Below are 16,075 nucleotides of genomic sequence, written 5' to 3' on the forward strand. Positions count from 1 at the left end.
CTGTGACGATTAACCTCGTGAGGAACCCATGACCGACAGCACCGCGCCCGCCGCCGCGCGCGACCCGAAGTGGTGGACGCTCGTCGCCGTCTGCACCGGCGTCTTCATGCTGCTGCTCGACATCACGATCGTGAACGTCGCGCTGCCCGACATCCAGAGCGAGCTCGACGCCTCGCTCTCCGACCTGCAGTGGGTGATCGACGCCTACGCCCTGAGCCTCGCCTCGCTGCTGCTGACCGCGGGCTCGCTCGCCGACCTCTACGGACGCCGTCGTGTGTTCGCGATCGGCACCGTGCTGTTCACGATCGGCTCGGTGGCGTGCGGGCTCGCGGGCGACGTCGCGCTGCTCACCGCCGCCCGTGCCTTCCAGGGCATCGGCGGCGCCGCGATGTTCGCCACCGCCCTCGCGCTGCTCGCCTCCGCGTTCACGGGCAAGGACCGCGGCGTCGCCTTCGGCGCGTTCGGTGCGACCACCGGCGTCGCCGTCGCCATCGGCCCGGTGCTCGGCGGCGTCCTGACCAGCGGCCTCAGCTGGCGCTGGATCTTCTTCGTCAACATCCCCATCTGCGCGGTCGCGCTCGCCATCACGTTCCTCAAGGTGCGTGAGTCGCACAACCCGCGCGCCGGGGCGCCCGACTGGGCCGGCTTCCTGTCGTTCTCCGGCGCGCTCGGCCTGCTCGTCTACGGCCTCATCCGCGCCGGCGAGGACGGCTTCGGCGAGTCCTGGGTCGTGGCCTGCCTGGGCGCGTCCGGCTTCCTGCTGCTGGTCTTCCTCGCCGTCGAGCTCGGTGCCCGGCACCCGATGTTCGACCTCTCCCTGCTGCGCAAGCCGACCTTCGTCGGTGGCCTCGTCGCCGCCTTCGGCGTCTCGGCCTCGATCTTTTCGCTGCTGGCCTACCTGGTCATCTACGTGCAGAACGTGCTTGGCTACTCGGCGGTGCAGACCGGCGTCCGGTTCCTGTTCCTGTCCGGGACGTCGTTCTTCGCCGCCGCCCTCGCCGGCCGGCTGAGCGAGCGCGTCCCGGTCAAGTGGCTCATCGGCCCCGGCTTCACCGTGCTCGGTGTCGGGCTGCTGCTCCTGCTCGGCGTCGCCGAGTCGAGCGACCCCGGCGAGTGGACCCACCTGATCCCCGGCCTGCTCGTGTGCGGCGTCGGCATCGGCATGATCAACCCGCCGCTCGCCTCCACCGCCGTCGGCGTCGTCGAGGTCGCCCGCTCGGGCATGGCGTCCGGGGTGAACTCGACCTTCCGCCAGGTCGGCATCGCCACCGGCATCGCCGCCCTGGGCTCGATCTTCGCCCACCAGGTCGCCGACACCGTGCGCGACCAGCTCGCCGGCACCCCGGTCGCCGGGCGGTCCGACGCCATCGCCGCCGCCGTCACCGGCGGACAGGTGCAGGCCGTCGCCCAGGCCGCGCCGGCCGAGGCCCGCCCACAGATCCTCGACGCCGCCACCACCGCGTTCGTCGACTCGCTCAACCACATCATCGCCATCGGTGCCGTCATCGCGTTCGTGGCCGCCGTGGTCTCGTTCGTGCTCATCCGGCAGAAGGACTTCGTCGCCCGGGGCGAGGCGCCCGAGGCACCGCCGGAGGGCGAGGACTCGGCCGTGGGTGAGGGCGAGCCGGTGCCGGCCGGGGCGCACGTGCGCACCGGGGAGCCGGGCAAGCACCTGGCCTGACCCACGCTGATCGAGGTGCGAGCGGAGCGAGCCTCGAGATCACCGGCCCCACGCACCCGGCCCCACGCACCCGGGCCCACGGTCAAGGGGTCTCGAGGCTTTCTCGCCAGGGCTCGTCGCACCTCGACCAGCGACGTCGCCCCGGCGCTGCGCCGCCGCGCACGCCGTCCGGCCCCGTACGGTCGGGGCATGGCACTGGCGCTGGCGATCGTGGCTCTCGTGCTCGCGGCGGCGGCGCTCGCCGTCGCGGTCCAGGTGCTGCGCCGCACCCGGGCCCGGGCCGACGGCTCCGACCTGCCGGGCGACGTCGTCGGGCTGCGTCGTGAGGTGGCGGCCTTGCGGGCCGAGGCCGGGCTGGGGTTCCGCCACCTCGCCGTCGTCCGCTACGACGCGCACGCCGACACCGGCGGCCACCTCTCGTGGAGCCTCGCGCTGCTCGACGACCGCGGTGACGGCGTCGTCGTCAGCTCGATCCACGGGCGCAGCGAGGCTCGCACGTACGCCAAGAGCGTCGCGACCTGGAAGTCCGAGCAGCAGCTCTCACCGGAGGAGTCCGAGGCGATCGGCGCCGCGCGCGCCTGAGCTCGCCGTGGCACCATCGAGCGGTGCGTGCCCGTCTCGGCGCCCTTGTGGCCGCCCTCGCCGTCCTGGCCCTCGCGGCCCCCGTGACACCCGTCGCCTCGGCGTCGGGGCCGCCGGCCCTCGATCGGGCAGCACCGGTCAGCGTCCGGTGGCAGGTGCCCGCCCGCGCCCGCGTCGGGACGACGGTCACCACCCGGCTGCGTCTCGACCGGGCCAGCGACCTCGACGTCCGCGTCGACGTGCTGGTCAACGGCCGGTGGCAGCTCGCCGGGCGCTCCCTCCTCTCGGGCCGCCGCGGCGTCGTCCGGTTCACCCAGCTCGCCGGTGGACCGACCCGCTACCGCCTGTCCGGGGTCGGTCGTGGCGAGCTCCGCACCCAGGAGCGCACCGTGCGCGGCACGGGCACGGCGCCGGCGCTGAGCACGCGACGCCTGTCGGTCACCGCCCGCGGCGCGCAGGTCAACGGCAGCTCGTACGACGGCACGGCGAGCAGCGACGGCCGTTACGTCGCCTTCACCTCGCTCGCCCAGAACCTGTTGCCGCGGCCCGCCGCGACCAGGCGCGCGAACGTGTACCTCAAGGACACCCGCACCGGCGCCGTCCGCCGCGTCTCGCACACGCGCGGCGGGGATGCCGCGACCGGACCGTCGACCCAGCCGGCGATCAGCGGCGACGGTCGCGTCGTCGCGTTCGTCTCGCGCGCCGGCAACCTCGTGAAGGGCGACCGCAACCGCAAGCCCGACGTCTTCGTGTGGAACCGGAGCACCGACCTGGTCACCCGGGTCGGCACGGACGCGACGGCGCCGTCGATCAGCGACGACGGACGGTTCGTCGCCTTCACCGCCCGCGGCGCGGGGACGACAAGGGTCGAGGTGCGCGACCGTCGCACCGGCCGGGTCTCACGCCTGGGCCGCGGCGCGTCGCCGTCCATCAGCGGCAACGGCCGCCTGGTGGTCTTCGCCGACGCCGGACGGGTCCTGCTCCGCGACCGCACGAGCGGGACGACGCGGGTCGTGGCGGCGTCCGGGCAGCACCCGCAGGTCAGCGCCGACGGCTCGACCGTCGCCTACGAGGCCGCGGCGGGCGGCCACCGCCAGGTCTTCCGTCACCGCCTCGCCACCGGCACGACCACCCTGCTGTCCGCGCGTGACGGCCGGCCGGGGTCGGCGCCGTCCACCCTCGAGGCGCTGAGCGCCGACGGCTCGCGCGTGCTGCTCACCAGCGAGGCCCCGCTGACCGCCGACGACGTCGACGGCGAGCGCTGCGAGTCCGAGGCGGAGTGCTACTCCGACCGCAGCCGCTTCGACGCCTTCCTCGCCCTCGCCTCCGGCGCGGTCTCCCTGGTCTCGCGCAGCTACCGGGGCGCGGTCAGCGAGTACGAGTCGCACGGCGACGACCTGCTGGCCGACGGCAGTGCCGTCGTGTTCAGCTCGCACGACACGCTCGTGCCCGGCCAGACGGCCCGCGGCACGTTCCTCGAGGTCTACTCGTTCTCCGAGGTGTTCCTGCGCCGGCTCCGCTGACGGTCGGAGCTCCTCAGGGACTGCGCACCGTTCTCAGGTGTTGCAACCCCTGGGAACGTCGGGAGTACCGGTGCACCGGGTACGCCCCGGCGCCCCGGCGCCCCGGCGCCCCGGCGCCCCGGCGCCCCGGCGCCCCGGGAGCAGCGCACGCCGTCACGGCTCGAGCGTGTAGCCCAGACCCGCGCTGGTGATCAGGTGGCGCGGGGCCGAGGCGTCGTCCTCGAGCTTGCGGCGCAGCTGGGCGGCGTAGACGCGCAGGTAGTGGGTCTCGTGCTCGTAGGCGGGTCCCCAGACCTCGCGCAGCACCTGCTCGCGCGGCACCAGCCGGCCGAGGTTGCGCGTGAGCAGCTCGAGGAAGGCCCACTCCGTCGGCGTCAGCCGGACGTCGACGCCCGCCTTGGCCACGCGCTTGCGGGCCAGGTCGATGGCCAGGTCGCCGACGACGACCACCGACTCGGTCGGTCCGGCCACCTCCTGCGAGCGCCGGACGGCGGCCCGCAGCCGGGCCATCAGCTCGTTCATCGCGAACGGCTTGGTCACGTAGTCGTCGGCACCGAGGTCGAGCGCCTCGACCTTGTCCTCGCCGTGCTGGCGCGCCGAGAGCACGACGATCGGCACCGTCGTCCAGCCGCGGAGGCCCGCGATGACCTCGGTGCCGTCCATGTCGGGCAGGCCGAGGTCGAGGACGACGACGTCGGGGTGGGTGGTCGCGGCGGCGTCGAGGGCGCTGCGGCCGTCGGCGGCGGTCACGACCTCCCAGCCGTGCGCACGCAGGTTGATGGCCAGGGCGCGCGCCAGGGCCGGCTCGTCGTCGACGACGAGCACCTTGTGGGCCGCGGTGCCGCTCACGCGCCCACCCCGACGTCCGCCTCGGTGTCGGCGCCCGGGTCGGCGCCCGCGTCGGCACCGCGCGGCAGCGAGAGCACCATCGTCAGGCCTCCGCCGGGGGTGTCCTCGGCGCTGAGGCGGCCGTCGACCGCCTCGGCGAGCCCGCGGGCGACCGCGAGGCCGAGACCGATGCCGCCGGGGGAGGTGTCGCCCAGGCGCTGGAAGGCGTCGAACATGCGCTCGCGCTGCTCGGGCGGCACGCCGGGCCCCTGGTCGACGATCATCACCTCGACCCGGTCGGGCAGCACGTGGGCGAGCACCCGCACCGGCACCCCGCGCGAGACCCGGACGGCGTTGTCGACCAGGTTGGCCACCACCCGCTCGAGCAGCCCCGCGTCGGTGCTGACGACGGGCGCCGGCTCGTCGACGTCGAGCACGACGGTGCCCGGCAGCTGGCCGGCGAGGGCCAGCGGCAGCACCTCGTCGAGGCTGCGGTCGCGCAGCACCGGCTTGACCAGTCCGGTCTGCAGGCGCGAGAGGTCGAGCAGGTTGTCGATGAGGGTCTCGAGCTGGTCGGTCGAGGCCTCGAGCGACTCGTGTAGCAGCTCGCGGTCGGCGTCGTCGACCTCGCTGCCGATCAGGCCGTCCACGGCGGCGCGCATGGTGGCGAGCGGAGTGCGCAGGTCGTGCGAGACGGCGCGCAGCAGGGCCGTCGACGTCGCCTCGGCCCCCTCGAGCGCGGCGGCCCGCTGCTCGCGCTCGCGCAGGCGGCGGTACTCCAGCACCAGCGAGGTCTGCACGGCGAACGCCTCGATCACCTTCTGGTCGCTGGCCCGCAGCGGCTCGCCGCGCAGGCACAGGACGTGCTCGTCGTCGACCCGCACCCGGGTGTCGCCCGCGTCGGGCGTGCACGCGTGGTCGGGCCCGGCCGAGGCCGTCACCTCCCACCCGGACGTGCCGAGCGTCAGCAGCGAGACCGACTGCTGCCCGAACACCTCGCGCACCCGCTCGACGATCGCCTCGGCCGTGTCCTGCCCGTGCAGCACCGAGCGCGACAGCGAGCTCATCGTCGCCGCCTCGGTGCGGGCGCGGACGGCGTCGGCACCGCGTCGCGAGGCGAGGTCGACGACGACGGCGACGCCGGCCGCGACGGCGACGTAGACCAGGAGGGAGAGCACGTTGGCGCCGTCGTTGATCGTGAGCCGGCCCGTCGGCGGGGTGAAGTACCAGTTCAGCGCCACGAAGCTGACGAGGGCGGCGAGCAGTGCGGGCAGCAGCCCGCCGACGAGGGCCACCACGACGGCGCCGGCGAGCAGGAGCATCTCGGCGAGCGGCAGCTGGTCGGTGTCCTCGAAGGCCTGCAGCACGAGGGTGAGCAGCACCGGCAGGACGACCGCCAGCGCCCAGCCCGACACCTGGCGTCGCGGGCTCAACGAGGACAGCATCGCCCGGCGTCGGATGCCGCGGGCCGCCTGGTCGTGCGTGACCAGGTGGACGTCGATCGTGCCCGCCAGCGAGGCGATGCGGTCGCCCGTCGTCCCGGTGAACAGCTTGCGCAGGCGCCCGTGCCGGGAGACGCCGACGACGACCATCGTGGCGTTGGACGCCGTCGCGAAGTCGACCACGGCGGCCGCGACGTCGTCGCCGGCGACCGAGTGGAACGTGCCGCCGAGCGAGGCGACGAGCTGTTGGGCGCGGGCGATGCGGGCCTCGTCGGGGTTGCGCAGCCCGTCGGAGGCGATCACGTGCACCGCGAGCAGCTCCGAGCCCGACGCGCGCTGCGCCAGCCGCGCCCCGCGACGCAGCAGCGTCTCGGACTCCGCGCCGCCGGTGACCGCGACGACGATGCGCTCCTTGGTCGGCCAGGGGTGCTCGATGTCGTGGGCGCGGCGGTAGTCGCCGAGGGCGTCGTCGACCCGGTCGGCGAGCCACAGCAGCGCCAGCTCGCGCAGCGCGGTCAGGTTGCCGACGCGGAAGTAGGAGGTGAGCGAGGCGTCGATGCGGTCGGCCCGGTAGATGTTGCCGTGGGCCATGCGTCGCCGCAGGGCGTCGGGCGACATGTCGACGAGGTGGATGTCGTCGGCGGTGCGGACGAGGTCGTCCGGCACGGTCTCGCGCTGCCGGACGCCGGTGATCCGCTCGACTTCGTCGTTGAGCGACTCCAGGTGCTGGATGTTGACGGTCGTGACGACGTCGATGCCGGCCGCGCGCAGCTCCTCGACGTCGCCGGCGCGCTTGGCGTGCCGCCCCCCGGGCGCGTTGGTGTGCGCGAGCTCGTCGACCAGCACCACGGCGGGACGACGCTCGAGGATGGCGTCGGTGTCCATCTCCTCGATCGTCGTCCCGCGGTGCTCGATGCGCCGCCGGGGCACGACCTCCAGGTCGCCGACCATCTCCTCGGTCTTCGCCCGTCCGTGGGTCTCGACGTAGCCGACGACGACGTCGGTGCCGCGGGCCACGCGCCGCTCGGCCTCGCCGAGCATGGCGTAGGTCTTGCCCACGCCGGGCGCAGCACCGAGGTAGACCGTCAACCGGCCGCGCCGCGACTCCACAGGACCCACTATCGCGCAGCCCGCACGGCGATGTTCAGCAGCAGCACGTTGACGGTCGGCTCACCGAGCACGCCGAGGGGGCGACCGTGGGTGGCGTCGGCGACCATCTGGGTCACCTCGTCCTCGCTCAGCCCGTTCTCCCGGGCCACGCGCGGCACCTGCAGCGCGGCGTAGGCCGGCGAGATGTCCGGGTCGAGGCCGGACCCGGACGCCGTGACGGCGTCCGGCGGCACCGCGCTCTCGGCCACGCCCTCGCGCTCGGCCACCTCGGCCTTGCGCTCCTTGATCGCGGCGATCAGGTCCGGGCTCTCGGGTCCGTAGTTGGAGCCGTAGGAGGAGAGCATGTCGTAGCCGTCGCCCGCGGCCGAGGGCCGTGGCTGGAACAGCGTGGGGTCGTCGACGAGCTGCCCGATCAGCTGCGAGCCGACGGCGTCGCCGACGTCGGTCGTGTGTTCGCCGGACTCGGTGAGCAGCGAACCGTTGGCCCGCCACGGCACGACCGCCTGGGCGAACCCGGTGACGACGAGCGGGTAGACGACGCCGAGCAGCACGGTCATGGCGATGAGCACCCGCAGCCCGGCGAGGCTGTAGCGGCCGAGGGCGTAGATCTCTTTCAACATCGGATGGTCCTTAGAGGCCGGGGATCAGCGAGACGAGGAGGTCGATGAGCTTGATCCCGACGAACGGGGCGACGAGCCCACCGACGCCGTAGATCAACAGGTTGCGCTGCAGCAGCGACGAGGCCGACGACGGCTTGTAGCTCACGCCCTTGAGCGACAGCGGGATGAGGGCGACGATGACGAGGGCGTTGAAGATGACCGCCGACACGATCGCCGACTCCGGTGAGCTGAGCTGCATCACGTTGAGCTTGTCGAGCGCCGGGAACGCGGTCACGAACAGCGCGGGCAGTATCGCGAAGTACTTCGCGACGTCGTTGGCCACCGAGAACGTGGTCAGCGCCCCGCGAGTGATGAGCAGCTGCTTGCCGATCTCGACGACGTCGATGAGCTTCGTCGGGTCGGAGTCGAGGTCGACCATGTTCCCGGCCTCCTTGGCCGCGGTCGTGCCCGTGTTCATCGCGACGCCGACGTCGGCCTGGGCCAGGGCCGGGGCGTCGTTGGTGCCGTCGCCGCACATGGCGACCATGCGTCCACCCTGCTGCTCCTTCTTGATGAGGGCGAGCTTGTCCTCGGGGGTGGCCTCGGCGAGCACGTCGTCGACGCCGGCCTCCTTCGCGATGGCCTCGGCGGTGATCCTGTTGTCACCGGTGATCATCACCGTGCGGATGCCCATGGCGCGCATCTCGTCGAAGCGCTCGCGCATGCCCTCCTTCACGACGTCCTTGAGGTGGATGACGCCGAGCAGGCGGGCCTGCCCGCCGCGCTTCTCCGCGACGACGAGCGGGGTTCCGCCGGTGCCGCTGACCTGGGCGACCAGGTCGTCGAGCTGGCGGTCGGTGGTGCCGACCCACTCCGCGACGGCGGAGGCGGCGCCCTTGCGGACCTCGCGGTCGCCGACGTCGACGCCGCTCATGCGGGTCGTCGCCGAGAACTCGACGAAGCTGGCGCCGGCCGGGACGTCGGGCTTGCTGCCGATGAGGTCGATGATCGAGCGACCCTCGGGCGTCTCGTCGGCGAGCGAGGAGAGCAGCGTGGCCTCGGCGAGCTCGTCGTCCGGGACGCCGTCGAGGGCGAGCAGCTCGGAGGCGCGGCGGTTGCCGTAGGTGATGGTGCCGGTCTTGTCGAGCAGCAGGACGTCGACGTCGCCGGCGGCCTCGACCGCTCGTCCCGACATCGCCAGCACGTTGCGCCGGACCAACCGGTCCATGCCGGCGATGCCGATGGCCGAGAGCAGCGCTCCGATCGTCGTCGGGATGAGACAGACGAGCAGCGCGACGAGCACCAGGATCGACACGTCGGCGTTGCTGTAGTCGGCGTAGAACCACAGCGTCGCGCACACGACGACGAAGACGACGGTCAGCGCCGACAGCAGCACGTTGAGCGCGATCTCGTTGGGGGTGCGCTGGCGCTCGGAGCCCTCGACGAGGGAGATCATCCGGTCGACGAAGCCCTGGCCGGGCTCGGAGGTGATCCGGACGACGATCTGGTCCGACAGCACCACGGTGCCGCCGGTGACGGCGCTGCGGTCGCCGCCGGACTCGCGGATGACCGGGGCCGACTCGCCGGTGACGGCCGACTCGTCGACCGAGGCGACACCCTCGATGACGTCACCGTCACCGGGGATCCGCTCGCCGACCACGACCACGACGACGTCCCCGGCGCGGAGCGAGGTCGAGGCGACCGACTCGATGGTGCCGTCGGGACGGCGTCGGTTGGCCGGGGTCTCGGTCTGCAGCTCGCGCAGGCTGGCCGCCTGGGCCTTGCCGCGACCCTCGGCGACGGACTCGGCCAGGGTGCCGAACAGCACGGTCAGCCAGAGCCAGACGGTGACGATCCAGCCCATGGTGCTGGGCTCGACGATCGACAGCACCGTGGTGGCGACCGCGCCGACCTCGACGACCAGCATCACCGGGGTGGCGAGCAGCTCACGGGGATCGAGCTTCTTGAACGCGCCGGGCAGCGCCTCGGCGACCTGGGCGCCGGTGAGGACGCCCGAGGAGGGAGTAGGGGTGGTGACCGTCATGAGAGCGACTCCGCGATGGGACCGAGGGCGAGCACGGGCACGAAGGTCAGACCGACCACGACGAGTGCGACGCCCGAGAGGAGGAGGACGAACAGGGGCTTGTGCGTGGGCAGCGTGCCGCTGCCGACCGGGCGGACACCCTGGCTCGCGTAACGACCCGCGAGCCCGAGCACCAGGATCATCGGCACGAACCGGCCGAGCAGCATGAGCAGTCCGAGCAGCGTGTTCCAGAACGGGGTGCCCGACGTCAGTCCGCCGAAGGCGGAGCCGTTGTTGTTCGCGGCCGAGGTGACGGCGTACATGACCTCGGACAGGCCGTGCGGGCCGGTCTCCTGCAGGCCGGCCAGGCCGTCGCTGGCGGTGATGGCGATCGCGCCACCGACCAGGACGAGCAGCGGGGTCGTCAGCACGTAGCCGGCGACGAGCACGATCTCCTTCTGCCCGATGCGCTTGCCGAGGTACTCCGGCGTGCGGCCGACCATGAGGCCGGAGAGGAACACGGTGACGACGGCCAGCATCAACATGCCGTAGAGGCCGGAACCGACGCCGCCGGGGATGATCTCGCCGAGCATCATGTTGAACAACGCCACGCCGCCACCGGGCGCCGTCAGCGAGTCGTGCATCGAGTTGACCGCGCCCGTCGACGTCGCCGTCGTGACGGCCGCCCACAGTGCGGAGCCCGCCGTCCCGAACCGGGTCTCCTTGCCCTCCATCGCACCACCCGCGAGCTGGGGAGCGGTGCCGGGACCGGCCATCTCGGCCCAGGTGAGCAGGGCGATCGAGATCGACAGCAGGAGCGCCATCACGGCGAGCACCGCGGCGCCCTGGCGCCGGTCGCCGACGATGATGCCGAAGGCCCACGCCATGGCGAACGGGATCAGCAGGATGGTGTAGATGCCGATCATGTTGCTCACGGCGTTCGGGTTCTCGAAGGGGTGCGCGGAGTTGGCGTTGAAGAAGCCGCCACCGTTGGTGCCCAGCTGCTTGATCGCCTCCTGGCTGGCGACCGGCCCGGTGGTGAGGGTCTGGTCGCCACCGGTGAGCGTGGTGAGCACGTGGTGGTCGGCGAGGTTCTGCACGACGCCCGTGAGCACGAGCAGGACGGCGGCGACGACCGAGAGCGGGAGCAGCACCCGGTAGGTGCCGCGGACCAGGTCGGCCCAGAAGTTGCCGACCCGGCCGGCGCCGGCGGGGTCGATCTTGCGCTTCGCCAGGGCTCGGGCGAAGGCGGCGGCGACGGCCATGCCGACGGCGGCCGAGACGAAGTTCTGCACCGTCAACCCGGTCATCTGCATGAGGTTGCCGACGGTGACCTCGCCGGAGTACCACTGCCAGTTGGTGTTGGTCACGAACGAGATGGCGGTGTTGAAGGCGCCGTCGGCGGGCAGTGCGGAGAAGCCGAGTGACAGGGGCAGGTGCTGCTGCAGGCGGCCGAGCGCGTAGAGCGCGAGCACGCCGACGAGCGAGAAGCCGAGCACCGAGCCGGCGTAGGAGCGCCAGTGCTGGTCGGCGTCGGCGTCCACCCGCAGCAGGCGGTAGGTCACGCGCTCGACGGCGAGGTGCTTGTCGGAGGTGTAGAGGTGGGCCAGCCAGCGCCCGAGCAGTGGCACGGTCAGGGCGAGGAGGGCGACCAGGACGAGGATCTGGCCGAGGGCCGGGGCGAGCTCGCTCACTCGTCACCCGCCCGGTCGAGCCGGCCGGCGAGGAGGCCGACGAGGAGGGCGAGCAGCACGAAGACCGCCACCGTCGTCAGCACGTAGATGACATCGTTCACGTGCTCCATGGCACCGCTGCCCGCCGGTCGTGGAGCGGGTCCTTGACGGTTCCTTGACGGCGTCCGGCCCGCTCCTGACGCCACTCTTCCGGGTCGATGACCTGCGTCACTGATCACCGGGGTCGCGTCCGGACGGGCGCGACGAGCGCCCTCGATGCCGCGCGTCAGGATCTGGCCGTGCGGCGTCAGGAACGCGTCAGGACTCGTGACGGCAGGCACCGCCCGGCGCACGATGAGTCCATGAAGAGCATCTCGCCGTCGTCCCGTCCCCGGTCGGTGGCCGTCGAGTCCGGCGGTCCCTGGCTCCTGCTCCTGGCCGTGGTGCTGACCGCGATCATCTCCGGCTGCGCCCGGCTCGCCCTCGTCTGACGTCTGTCGGGCCCCGGGTCGGTCTGGGCCGACCGGGGAGTCGACCGGGCGCGCCGTCGGGCCGGCGGACGCCGTCCCTATCCTCGAGGCGTGGAGGAGGCCGACGCGTACCGGACGGCGTTCCGGCGAGGGCTGCGACTGGGGCTGCCCTACGCGACCGTCAGCGGGGTCCTGTCGTTGTCGTTCGGCGTCGTCGCGGTGCAGGCGGGGTTCACCGTGCTCCAGGCGGTCGTGACCTCGGCGCTCGTCTTCGCCGGGTCCGCGCAGTTCGCGGCACTGTCGGTGCTGACGGCGGGCGGCGGCGTGCCGGCGGCCCTCGGTGCGGCCACCCTCATGCACTCGCGCTTCCTCGCCATGGGTATCGCCGTCGCGCCCTCGATCCCGGGCGGCCCGCTCCGGCGCGCCGTCGAGGGGCAGGCGATGGTCGACTCGTCGTGGGCGCTCGCCAACCGCGGCGACGGCACCTTCGACCGCGGCCTCCTCCTCGGGACGACGGTCCCGCAGTACGTCGCCTGGGTGATCGGCAGCATCGTGGGCGCGCTCGCCGGAGACCTGCTCGGCGACATCGAGCGCTACGGGCTCGACGCGCTCTTCCCCACGTTCTTCGTCGGCATCCTGCTCGCCGAGCTCGGCCGGCCGCGCGGTCGGGTCGCCGCCGCACTCGGTGCCGCGATCGCCCTGGCCCTGGTGCCCTTCACGCCTCCGGGCGTGCCCGTGCTGGCGGCCGCGGTCGCGGCCCTGGTCGGGCTCGGTGCCGACCCGACACCGACCGAGGCGGCATGACGCTCGGCGAGGGCCAGCTCTGGCTCGTCATCGGCGCGCTGGCCCTCATCACCGCCGCGCTCAAGGCCGCCGGCCCGGCCCTCGTGGGTGGCCGCGACCTGCCGCGGTGGGCGAACGGTGTCATCGCGGCGATGGCGCCGGCCCTCCTGGCCGCGCTCGTCGCCACCGCCGTCCTCTCCGACGGAGACCGCTGGAGCGCCGGGGCCGACACGGTCGGGGTGGGGGTCGCCGCCGCGCTGCTTCTCCTGCGCGTGCCGCTGGTGGTGTGCGCCGGCGTCGCCGTCGTCGTCACCGCGGTGCTGCGGGCCCTCTTCTGAGCCGACTGGGGATCCCCGCCGGGTCGACCGCCTCGCCGACCGATCGGCTCAGTCGGTGACCTCGACGCCCTTCCAGAACGCCACGCGGTCGGTGATCGACGAAGCGGCCGGGAGGGGGTCGGGGTAGAACCACGCGGCGTCGGCGTTGGTCTCGCCGTCGACCTCGAGCGAGTAGTACGAGGCGTCGCCCTTCCACGGGCAGTGCGTCGTCGTGCTCGACGGTCGCAGCACCGAGCCGTCGACCGAGCCGATCGGGAAGTAGTGGTTGCCCTCGACGACGACCGTGTCGTCGGACTCGGCGATGACTATGTCGTGCCAGATCGCGCGCATGCTGCGATCGTAGTTCGTAGGGCGTGAAGCCTTGACAGAGATTTGTTAGTGCGTTGGACTAACAAACGTGACCCACGCCACGCAAGGCCGCCAGCTCAGGCCGAGCGGCAAGCTCCTGCAAGAGGATGCTCGTCGCCACCACCGGGCGCTGCTGCTCCAGCGCCTCTTCCGTGACGGCGCGGCCAGCCGGGCCGACCTGGCCCGCACGACCGGCCTCACCCGGGTGACGGTGTCCGACCTGATCGCCGAGCTGATGACCGAGGGCCTCGTGACCGAGCTCGGGGCACCGGCCGAGGCGCGGGTGGGCAAGCCGCCCATGCTCGTCGGCATCGCGAACCAGGCCGCCCACGTCGTGGCCCTCGACCTCTCGCCCGACGATCGCGTCTCGGGTGCGCTCGTCGACCTCTCCGGCACCGTGGTCACGCGTGACGACCGCCCGCTCGACTCCCGCGTCGGAGCAGACGCGACGGCGCTGGTGCGGAGCCTGGTCGACGACCTCGTCGCCGCCGCCACCGTCCCCGTGCTCGGTGTCGGCATCGGCAGCCCGGGTGTCGTCGACGCCCTCGGCGCCGTGCTCGAGGCCCCGAACCTGGGCTGGGAGGCCGAGCCGCTCGCCGCCGACCTGGGCGAGCGCACGGGTCTGCCGGTCCACGTCGCCAACGACGCCAACGCCGCGGCCCTCGGCGAGCACACCTTCGGCGGTGCCGAGGGCGGTGGCCTCATGGTGCTCCGGGTCGGCACCGGTGTGGGTGCCGGGTTGATCCTCGAAGGCACCCTCCTCCACGGCCACCGCGCCGCCGCGGGCGAGATCGGCCACGTCGTCGTCGACCCCAGCGGCCAACCCTGCGCGTGCGGACGCCGCGGCTGCCTCGAGACCCTGCTCGCCGTCCCGCACCTGCGCCGTCGCCTCGCCGAGGCCGAGAGCGACGCCCGCCGTGAGCGGCGAGTCCTCGAGTCGACCGGCCGCCGCCTCGGCGCGGCGCTCGCCCCGGTCGTCGCCACGCTCAACCTGCACGAGCTGGTGCTCTCCGGCCCGCCGGAGCTGCTCGACGGCCCGCTGCGCTCCGCCGTCGAGACGACGATCCATGCCCGCACCATGCCCGTCACCGCCGACGAGCTGCGGGTACGCACCTCGACCCTGGGCGACGACGTCGTCCTCGCCGGGGCGACCGTCCTGGTCCTGGCCGGCGTGCTCGGCGTCTCCTGACCCGCCCCTGGCCCACCCTCTCGCGGTCCTGCCGCGCTCCCACCGTGCTCCACCCTCCCGTCCCGCAAGAGCAAGAGAAAGAAGTCCCGAGGTGCGCACTTCACACACCCGATCGCTGCGGCGGTCTCTGGCTGGCATCAGTACGGCGGCCCTGGTCGTCCTCTCCCTCGCCGCATGCGGATCCGACGACGGCGACGGCGAGGGAGGCGAGGCCGACGGCGGCCCGGCCACGGCCGACATCCGCGTCTGGCTCAACGGCGCCGACACCCCGCAGGCTGCGCGTGACTACCTCAAGACCGAGTTCGAGAAGGAGAACCCCGGCTCGACCCTCACCATCGAGGAGCAGCAGTGGGAGGGCCTCGTCGAGCGCCTGACCACCACGTTGTCGAGCAAGACCGAGACCCCCGACGTGGTCGAGATCGGCAACACCCAGGCCGCGACCTTCGCCGCTGCCGGTGCGTTCTCCGACCTGAGCGACCAGCTCGACGAGCTCGGCGGCGACGACCTGCTGCCGGGGTTCGTCGATGCCGGGAGCTACGAGGGCAAGACCTACGCCGTGCCCTACTACGCCGGTGGCAAGTACGTCTTCTACCGCAAGGACCTCTTCGACAAGGCCGGCCTCGCGGTGCCGACCACCACGCAGGAGTTCGTCGACGCCGCCGCGACGCTCAAGGAGGACAACCCGAAGCCGGCCAACTTCAGCGGCTTCTGGTTCCCGGGCCAGGACTGGCGCAACGCGGTCACCTTCGTGTGGAACGCCGGCGGCGAGATCGCCACCGAGGACGGCGGCTCGTGGTCGGGCCAGCTCGAGACCGCGGAGTCACAGGAAGGCCTCCAACAGGTCCAAGACCTCATGCAGCAGGCCTCCGGAGCCGCCAAGGACGGCAACGAGACCGACCCGCAGATCCCGTTCTGTGCGGGCGAGGTCGGCATGATGTCCGCCCCCGGCTGGGTCAACGGCCTGATCGAGGACGCCGAGGCCGGCTGCCCCGAGCTCGCGGACAAGATCGGCGTCTTCGCCCTGCCCGGTAGCGACGGCCAGCCCGCACCGGTCCTCCTCGGCGGCTCGAACATCGCCGTCGCCAAGAACTCGCCCAACCAGGACCTCGCCGACGAGGCCGTCGCGATCATGCTGAGTGACGGCTACCAGACCATCCTCGCCGAGAACGGCCTCACCCCGGCCCGCACCTCGCTCGCCGACCTCCTCGGTGACGACCAGTTCGCCACCGCCACCATCGCGGCGGCCAGCAACGCCAAGCTCACCCCGGCCGCACCGGGCTGGGCCAAGGTCGAAGGTGCCCGGATCCTCGAGGACCTGTTCGTCGAGATCGCCAACGGTGGCGACGTCGCCGAGCTCGCGAAGGAAGCCGACGACGCCATGGAGGAGCAGCTGAACAGCTGACCCCCACCGTCAGACACCACCCGGGCGCCGGGGCCGAGACGCCCGGTCCCGGCCGACGACCGAGCAGGACGAGAGAGGAAGGGG

General features: G+C 72.9%; 14 protein-coding genes. 8 read left to right on the forward strand and 6 right to left on the reverse strand.

All coding sequences use genetic code 11. From position 1 onward, the window contains the following. The first annotated feature begins 28 nt into the window (after nt 1-28). From ABFT23_RS03100 to ABFT23_RS03110, 3 genes are all read left to right on the forward strand, one after another. The gene (locus tag ABFT23_RS03100) at nt 29-1,681 is read left to right on the forward strand and encodes an MFS transporter (RefSeq protein WP_347892503.1); all 1,653 of its coding nucleotides are present in this window, start codon (nt 29-31) and stop codon (nt 1,679-1,681) included. A 189-nt stretch (nt 1,682-1,870) separates the two neighbouring features. Beyond that, complete coding sequence (locus ABFT23_RS03105) at nt 1,871-2,263, forward strand: DUF4446 family protein (RefSeq protein WP_347892505.1); 393 nt, start codon at nt 1,871-1,873, stop codon at nt 2,261-2,263. A gap of 23 nt (nt 2,264-2,286) precedes the next feature. Further along, complete coding sequence (locus tag ABFT23_RS03110; RefSeq protein ID WP_347892507.1) at nt 2,287-3,786, forward strand: TolB family protein; 1,500 nt, start codon at nt 2,287-2,289, stop codon at nt 3,784-3,786. Nucleotides 3,787-3,939: 153 nt separating this feature from the next. On the opposite strand, the gene ABFT23_RS03115 is transcribed toward ABFT23_RS03110, so the two are convergent. Genes ABFT23_RS03115 through kdpA form a run of 5 tightly spaced genes read right to left on the reverse strand, consistent with a single transcriptional unit; the run spans nt 3,940 to nt 11,482 of the window. Further along, nucleotides 3,940-4,635, reverse strand: a complete 696-nt coding sequence (locus ABFT23_RS03115) for a response regulator transcription factor (protein WP_347892509.1) — start codon at nt 4,633-4,635, stop codon at nt 3,940-3,942. Further along, the gene (locus ABFT23_RS03120; RefSeq protein ID WP_347892511.1) at nt 4,632-7,166 is read right to left on the reverse strand and encodes an ATP-binding protein; all 2,535 of its coding nucleotides are present in this window, start codon (nt 7,164-7,166) and stop codon (nt 4,632-4,634) included. The genes ABFT23_RS03115 and ABFT23_RS03120 overlap by 4 nt, the downstream gene beginning before the upstream one ends. Nucleotides 7,167-7,174: 8 nt before the next feature. Beyond that, entirely contained in the window at nt 7,175-7,786 is a 612-nt protein-coding gene (gene kdpC, locus ABFT23_RS03125; RefSeq protein WP_347892513.1) for a potassium-transporting ATPase subunit KdpC, read from the reverse strand. Nucleotides 7,787-7,796: 10 nt separating this feature from the next. Continuing rightward, nucleotides 7,797-9,809, reverse strand: a complete 2,013-nt coding sequence (gene kdpB, locus ABFT23_RS03130; RefSeq protein ID WP_347892514.1) for a potassium-transporting ATPase subunit KdpB — start codon at nt 9,807-9,809, stop codon at nt 7,797-7,799. Then, nucleotides 9,806-11,482 (reverse strand): potassium-transporting ATPase subunit KdpA, encoded by a 1,677-nt coding sequence (gene kdpA, locus ABFT23_RS03135; protein WP_347892516.1) that lies wholly within the window; start codon nt 11,480-11,482, stop codon nt 9,806-9,808. Before kdpA ends, kdpB begins: the two co-directional genes overlap by 4 nt. Before the next feature lie 341 nt (nt 11,483-11,823). On the opposite strand from kdpA, the gene ABFT23_RS03140 reads away from it, so the two are divergent. From ABFT23_RS03140 to ABFT23_RS03150, 3 genes are all read left to right on the forward strand, one after another. Next, the gene (locus ABFT23_RS03140) at nt 11,824-11,952 is read left to right on the forward strand and encodes a hypothetical protein (RefSeq protein WP_347892518.1); all 129 of its coding nucleotides are present in this window, start codon (nt 11,824-11,826) and stop codon (nt 11,950-11,952) included. A 90-nt stretch (nt 11,953-12,042) separates the two neighbouring features. After that, complete coding sequence (locus tag ABFT23_RS03145; protein WP_347892520.1) at nt 12,043-12,735, forward strand: AzlC family ABC transporter permease; 693 nt, start codon at nt 12,043-12,045, stop codon at nt 12,733-12,735. Then, entirely contained in the window at nt 12,732-13,052 is a 321-nt protein-coding gene (locus ABFT23_RS03150; protein WP_347892522.1) for an AzlD domain-containing protein, read from the forward strand. Before ABFT23_RS03145 ends, ABFT23_RS03150 begins: the two co-directional genes overlap by 4 nt. A 48-nt stretch (nt 13,053-13,100) precedes the next feature. Here the strand turns inward: ABFT23_RS03150 and ABFT23_RS03155 are convergent, their stop codons facing one another. Continuing rightward, a complete protein-coding gene (locus ABFT23_RS03155) occupies nt 13,101-13,382 on the reverse strand; it encodes a DUF427 domain-containing protein (RefSeq protein WP_347892524.1) in 282 nt (93 codons plus the stop codon). Between the two features lie 67 nt (nt 13,383-13,449). Between ABFT23_RS03155 and ABFT23_RS03160 the strand changes: the two genes are divergently transcribed. Together ABFT23_RS03160 and ABFT23_RS03165 are read left to right on the forward strand one after the other, a co-directional pair. Then, nucleotides 13,450-14,589, forward strand: a complete 1,140-nt coding sequence (locus ABFT23_RS03160) for an ROK family transcriptional regulator (RefSeq protein WP_347892526.1) — start codon at nt 13,450-13,452, stop codon at nt 14,587-14,589. Nucleotides 14,590-14,680: 91 nt separating this feature from the next. Next, on the forward strand, nt 14,681-15,991 hold the full coding sequence (locus ABFT23_RS03165) for an extracellular solute-binding protein (RefSeq protein WP_347892527.1): 1,311 nt from the start codon (nt 14,681-14,683) through the stop codon (nt 15,989-15,991). The last annotated feature ends 84 nt before the right edge of the window (nt 15,992-16,075 follow it).

The sequence above is a fragment of the Nocardioides secundeburneus genome (genome assembly GCF_039939255.1).
In the GTDB taxonomy this organism is placed as follows: domain Bacteria; phylum Actinomycetota; class Actinomycetes; order Propionibacteriales; family Nocardioidaceae; genus Nocardioides.

Bases quoted from the DNA above. Each gene is read 5' to 3' on its own strand.
- ABFT23_RS03100 (WP_347892503.1), top strand. From the start codon at position 29: ATGACCGACAGCACCGCGCCCGCCGCCGCGCGCGACCCGAAGTGGTGG.
- ABFT23_RS03105 (WP_347892505.1), top strand. From the start codon at position 1,871: ATGGCACTGGCGCTGGCGATCGTGGCTCTCGTGCTCGCGGCGGCGGCG.
- kdpC (WP_347892513.1), bottom strand. From the start codon at position 7,786: ATGTTGAAAGAGATCTACGCCCTCGGCCGCTACAGCCTCGCCGGGCTG.
- kdpB (WP_347892514.1), bottom strand. From the start codon at position 9,809: ATGACGGTCACCACCCCTACTCCCTCCTCGGGCGTCCTCACCGGCGCC.
- ABFT23_RS03140 (WP_347892518.1), top strand. From the start codon at position 11,824: ATGAAGAGCATCTCGCCGTCGTCCCGTCCCCGGTCGGTGGCCGTCGAG.
- ABFT23_RS03150 (WP_347892522.1), top strand. From the start codon at position 12,732: ATGACGCTCGGCGAGGGCCAGCTCTGGCTCGTCATCGGCGCGCTGGCC.
- ABFT23_RS03155 (WP_347892524.1), bottom strand. From the start codon at position 13,382: ATGCGCGCGATCTGGCACGACATAGTCATCGCCGAGTCCGACGACACG.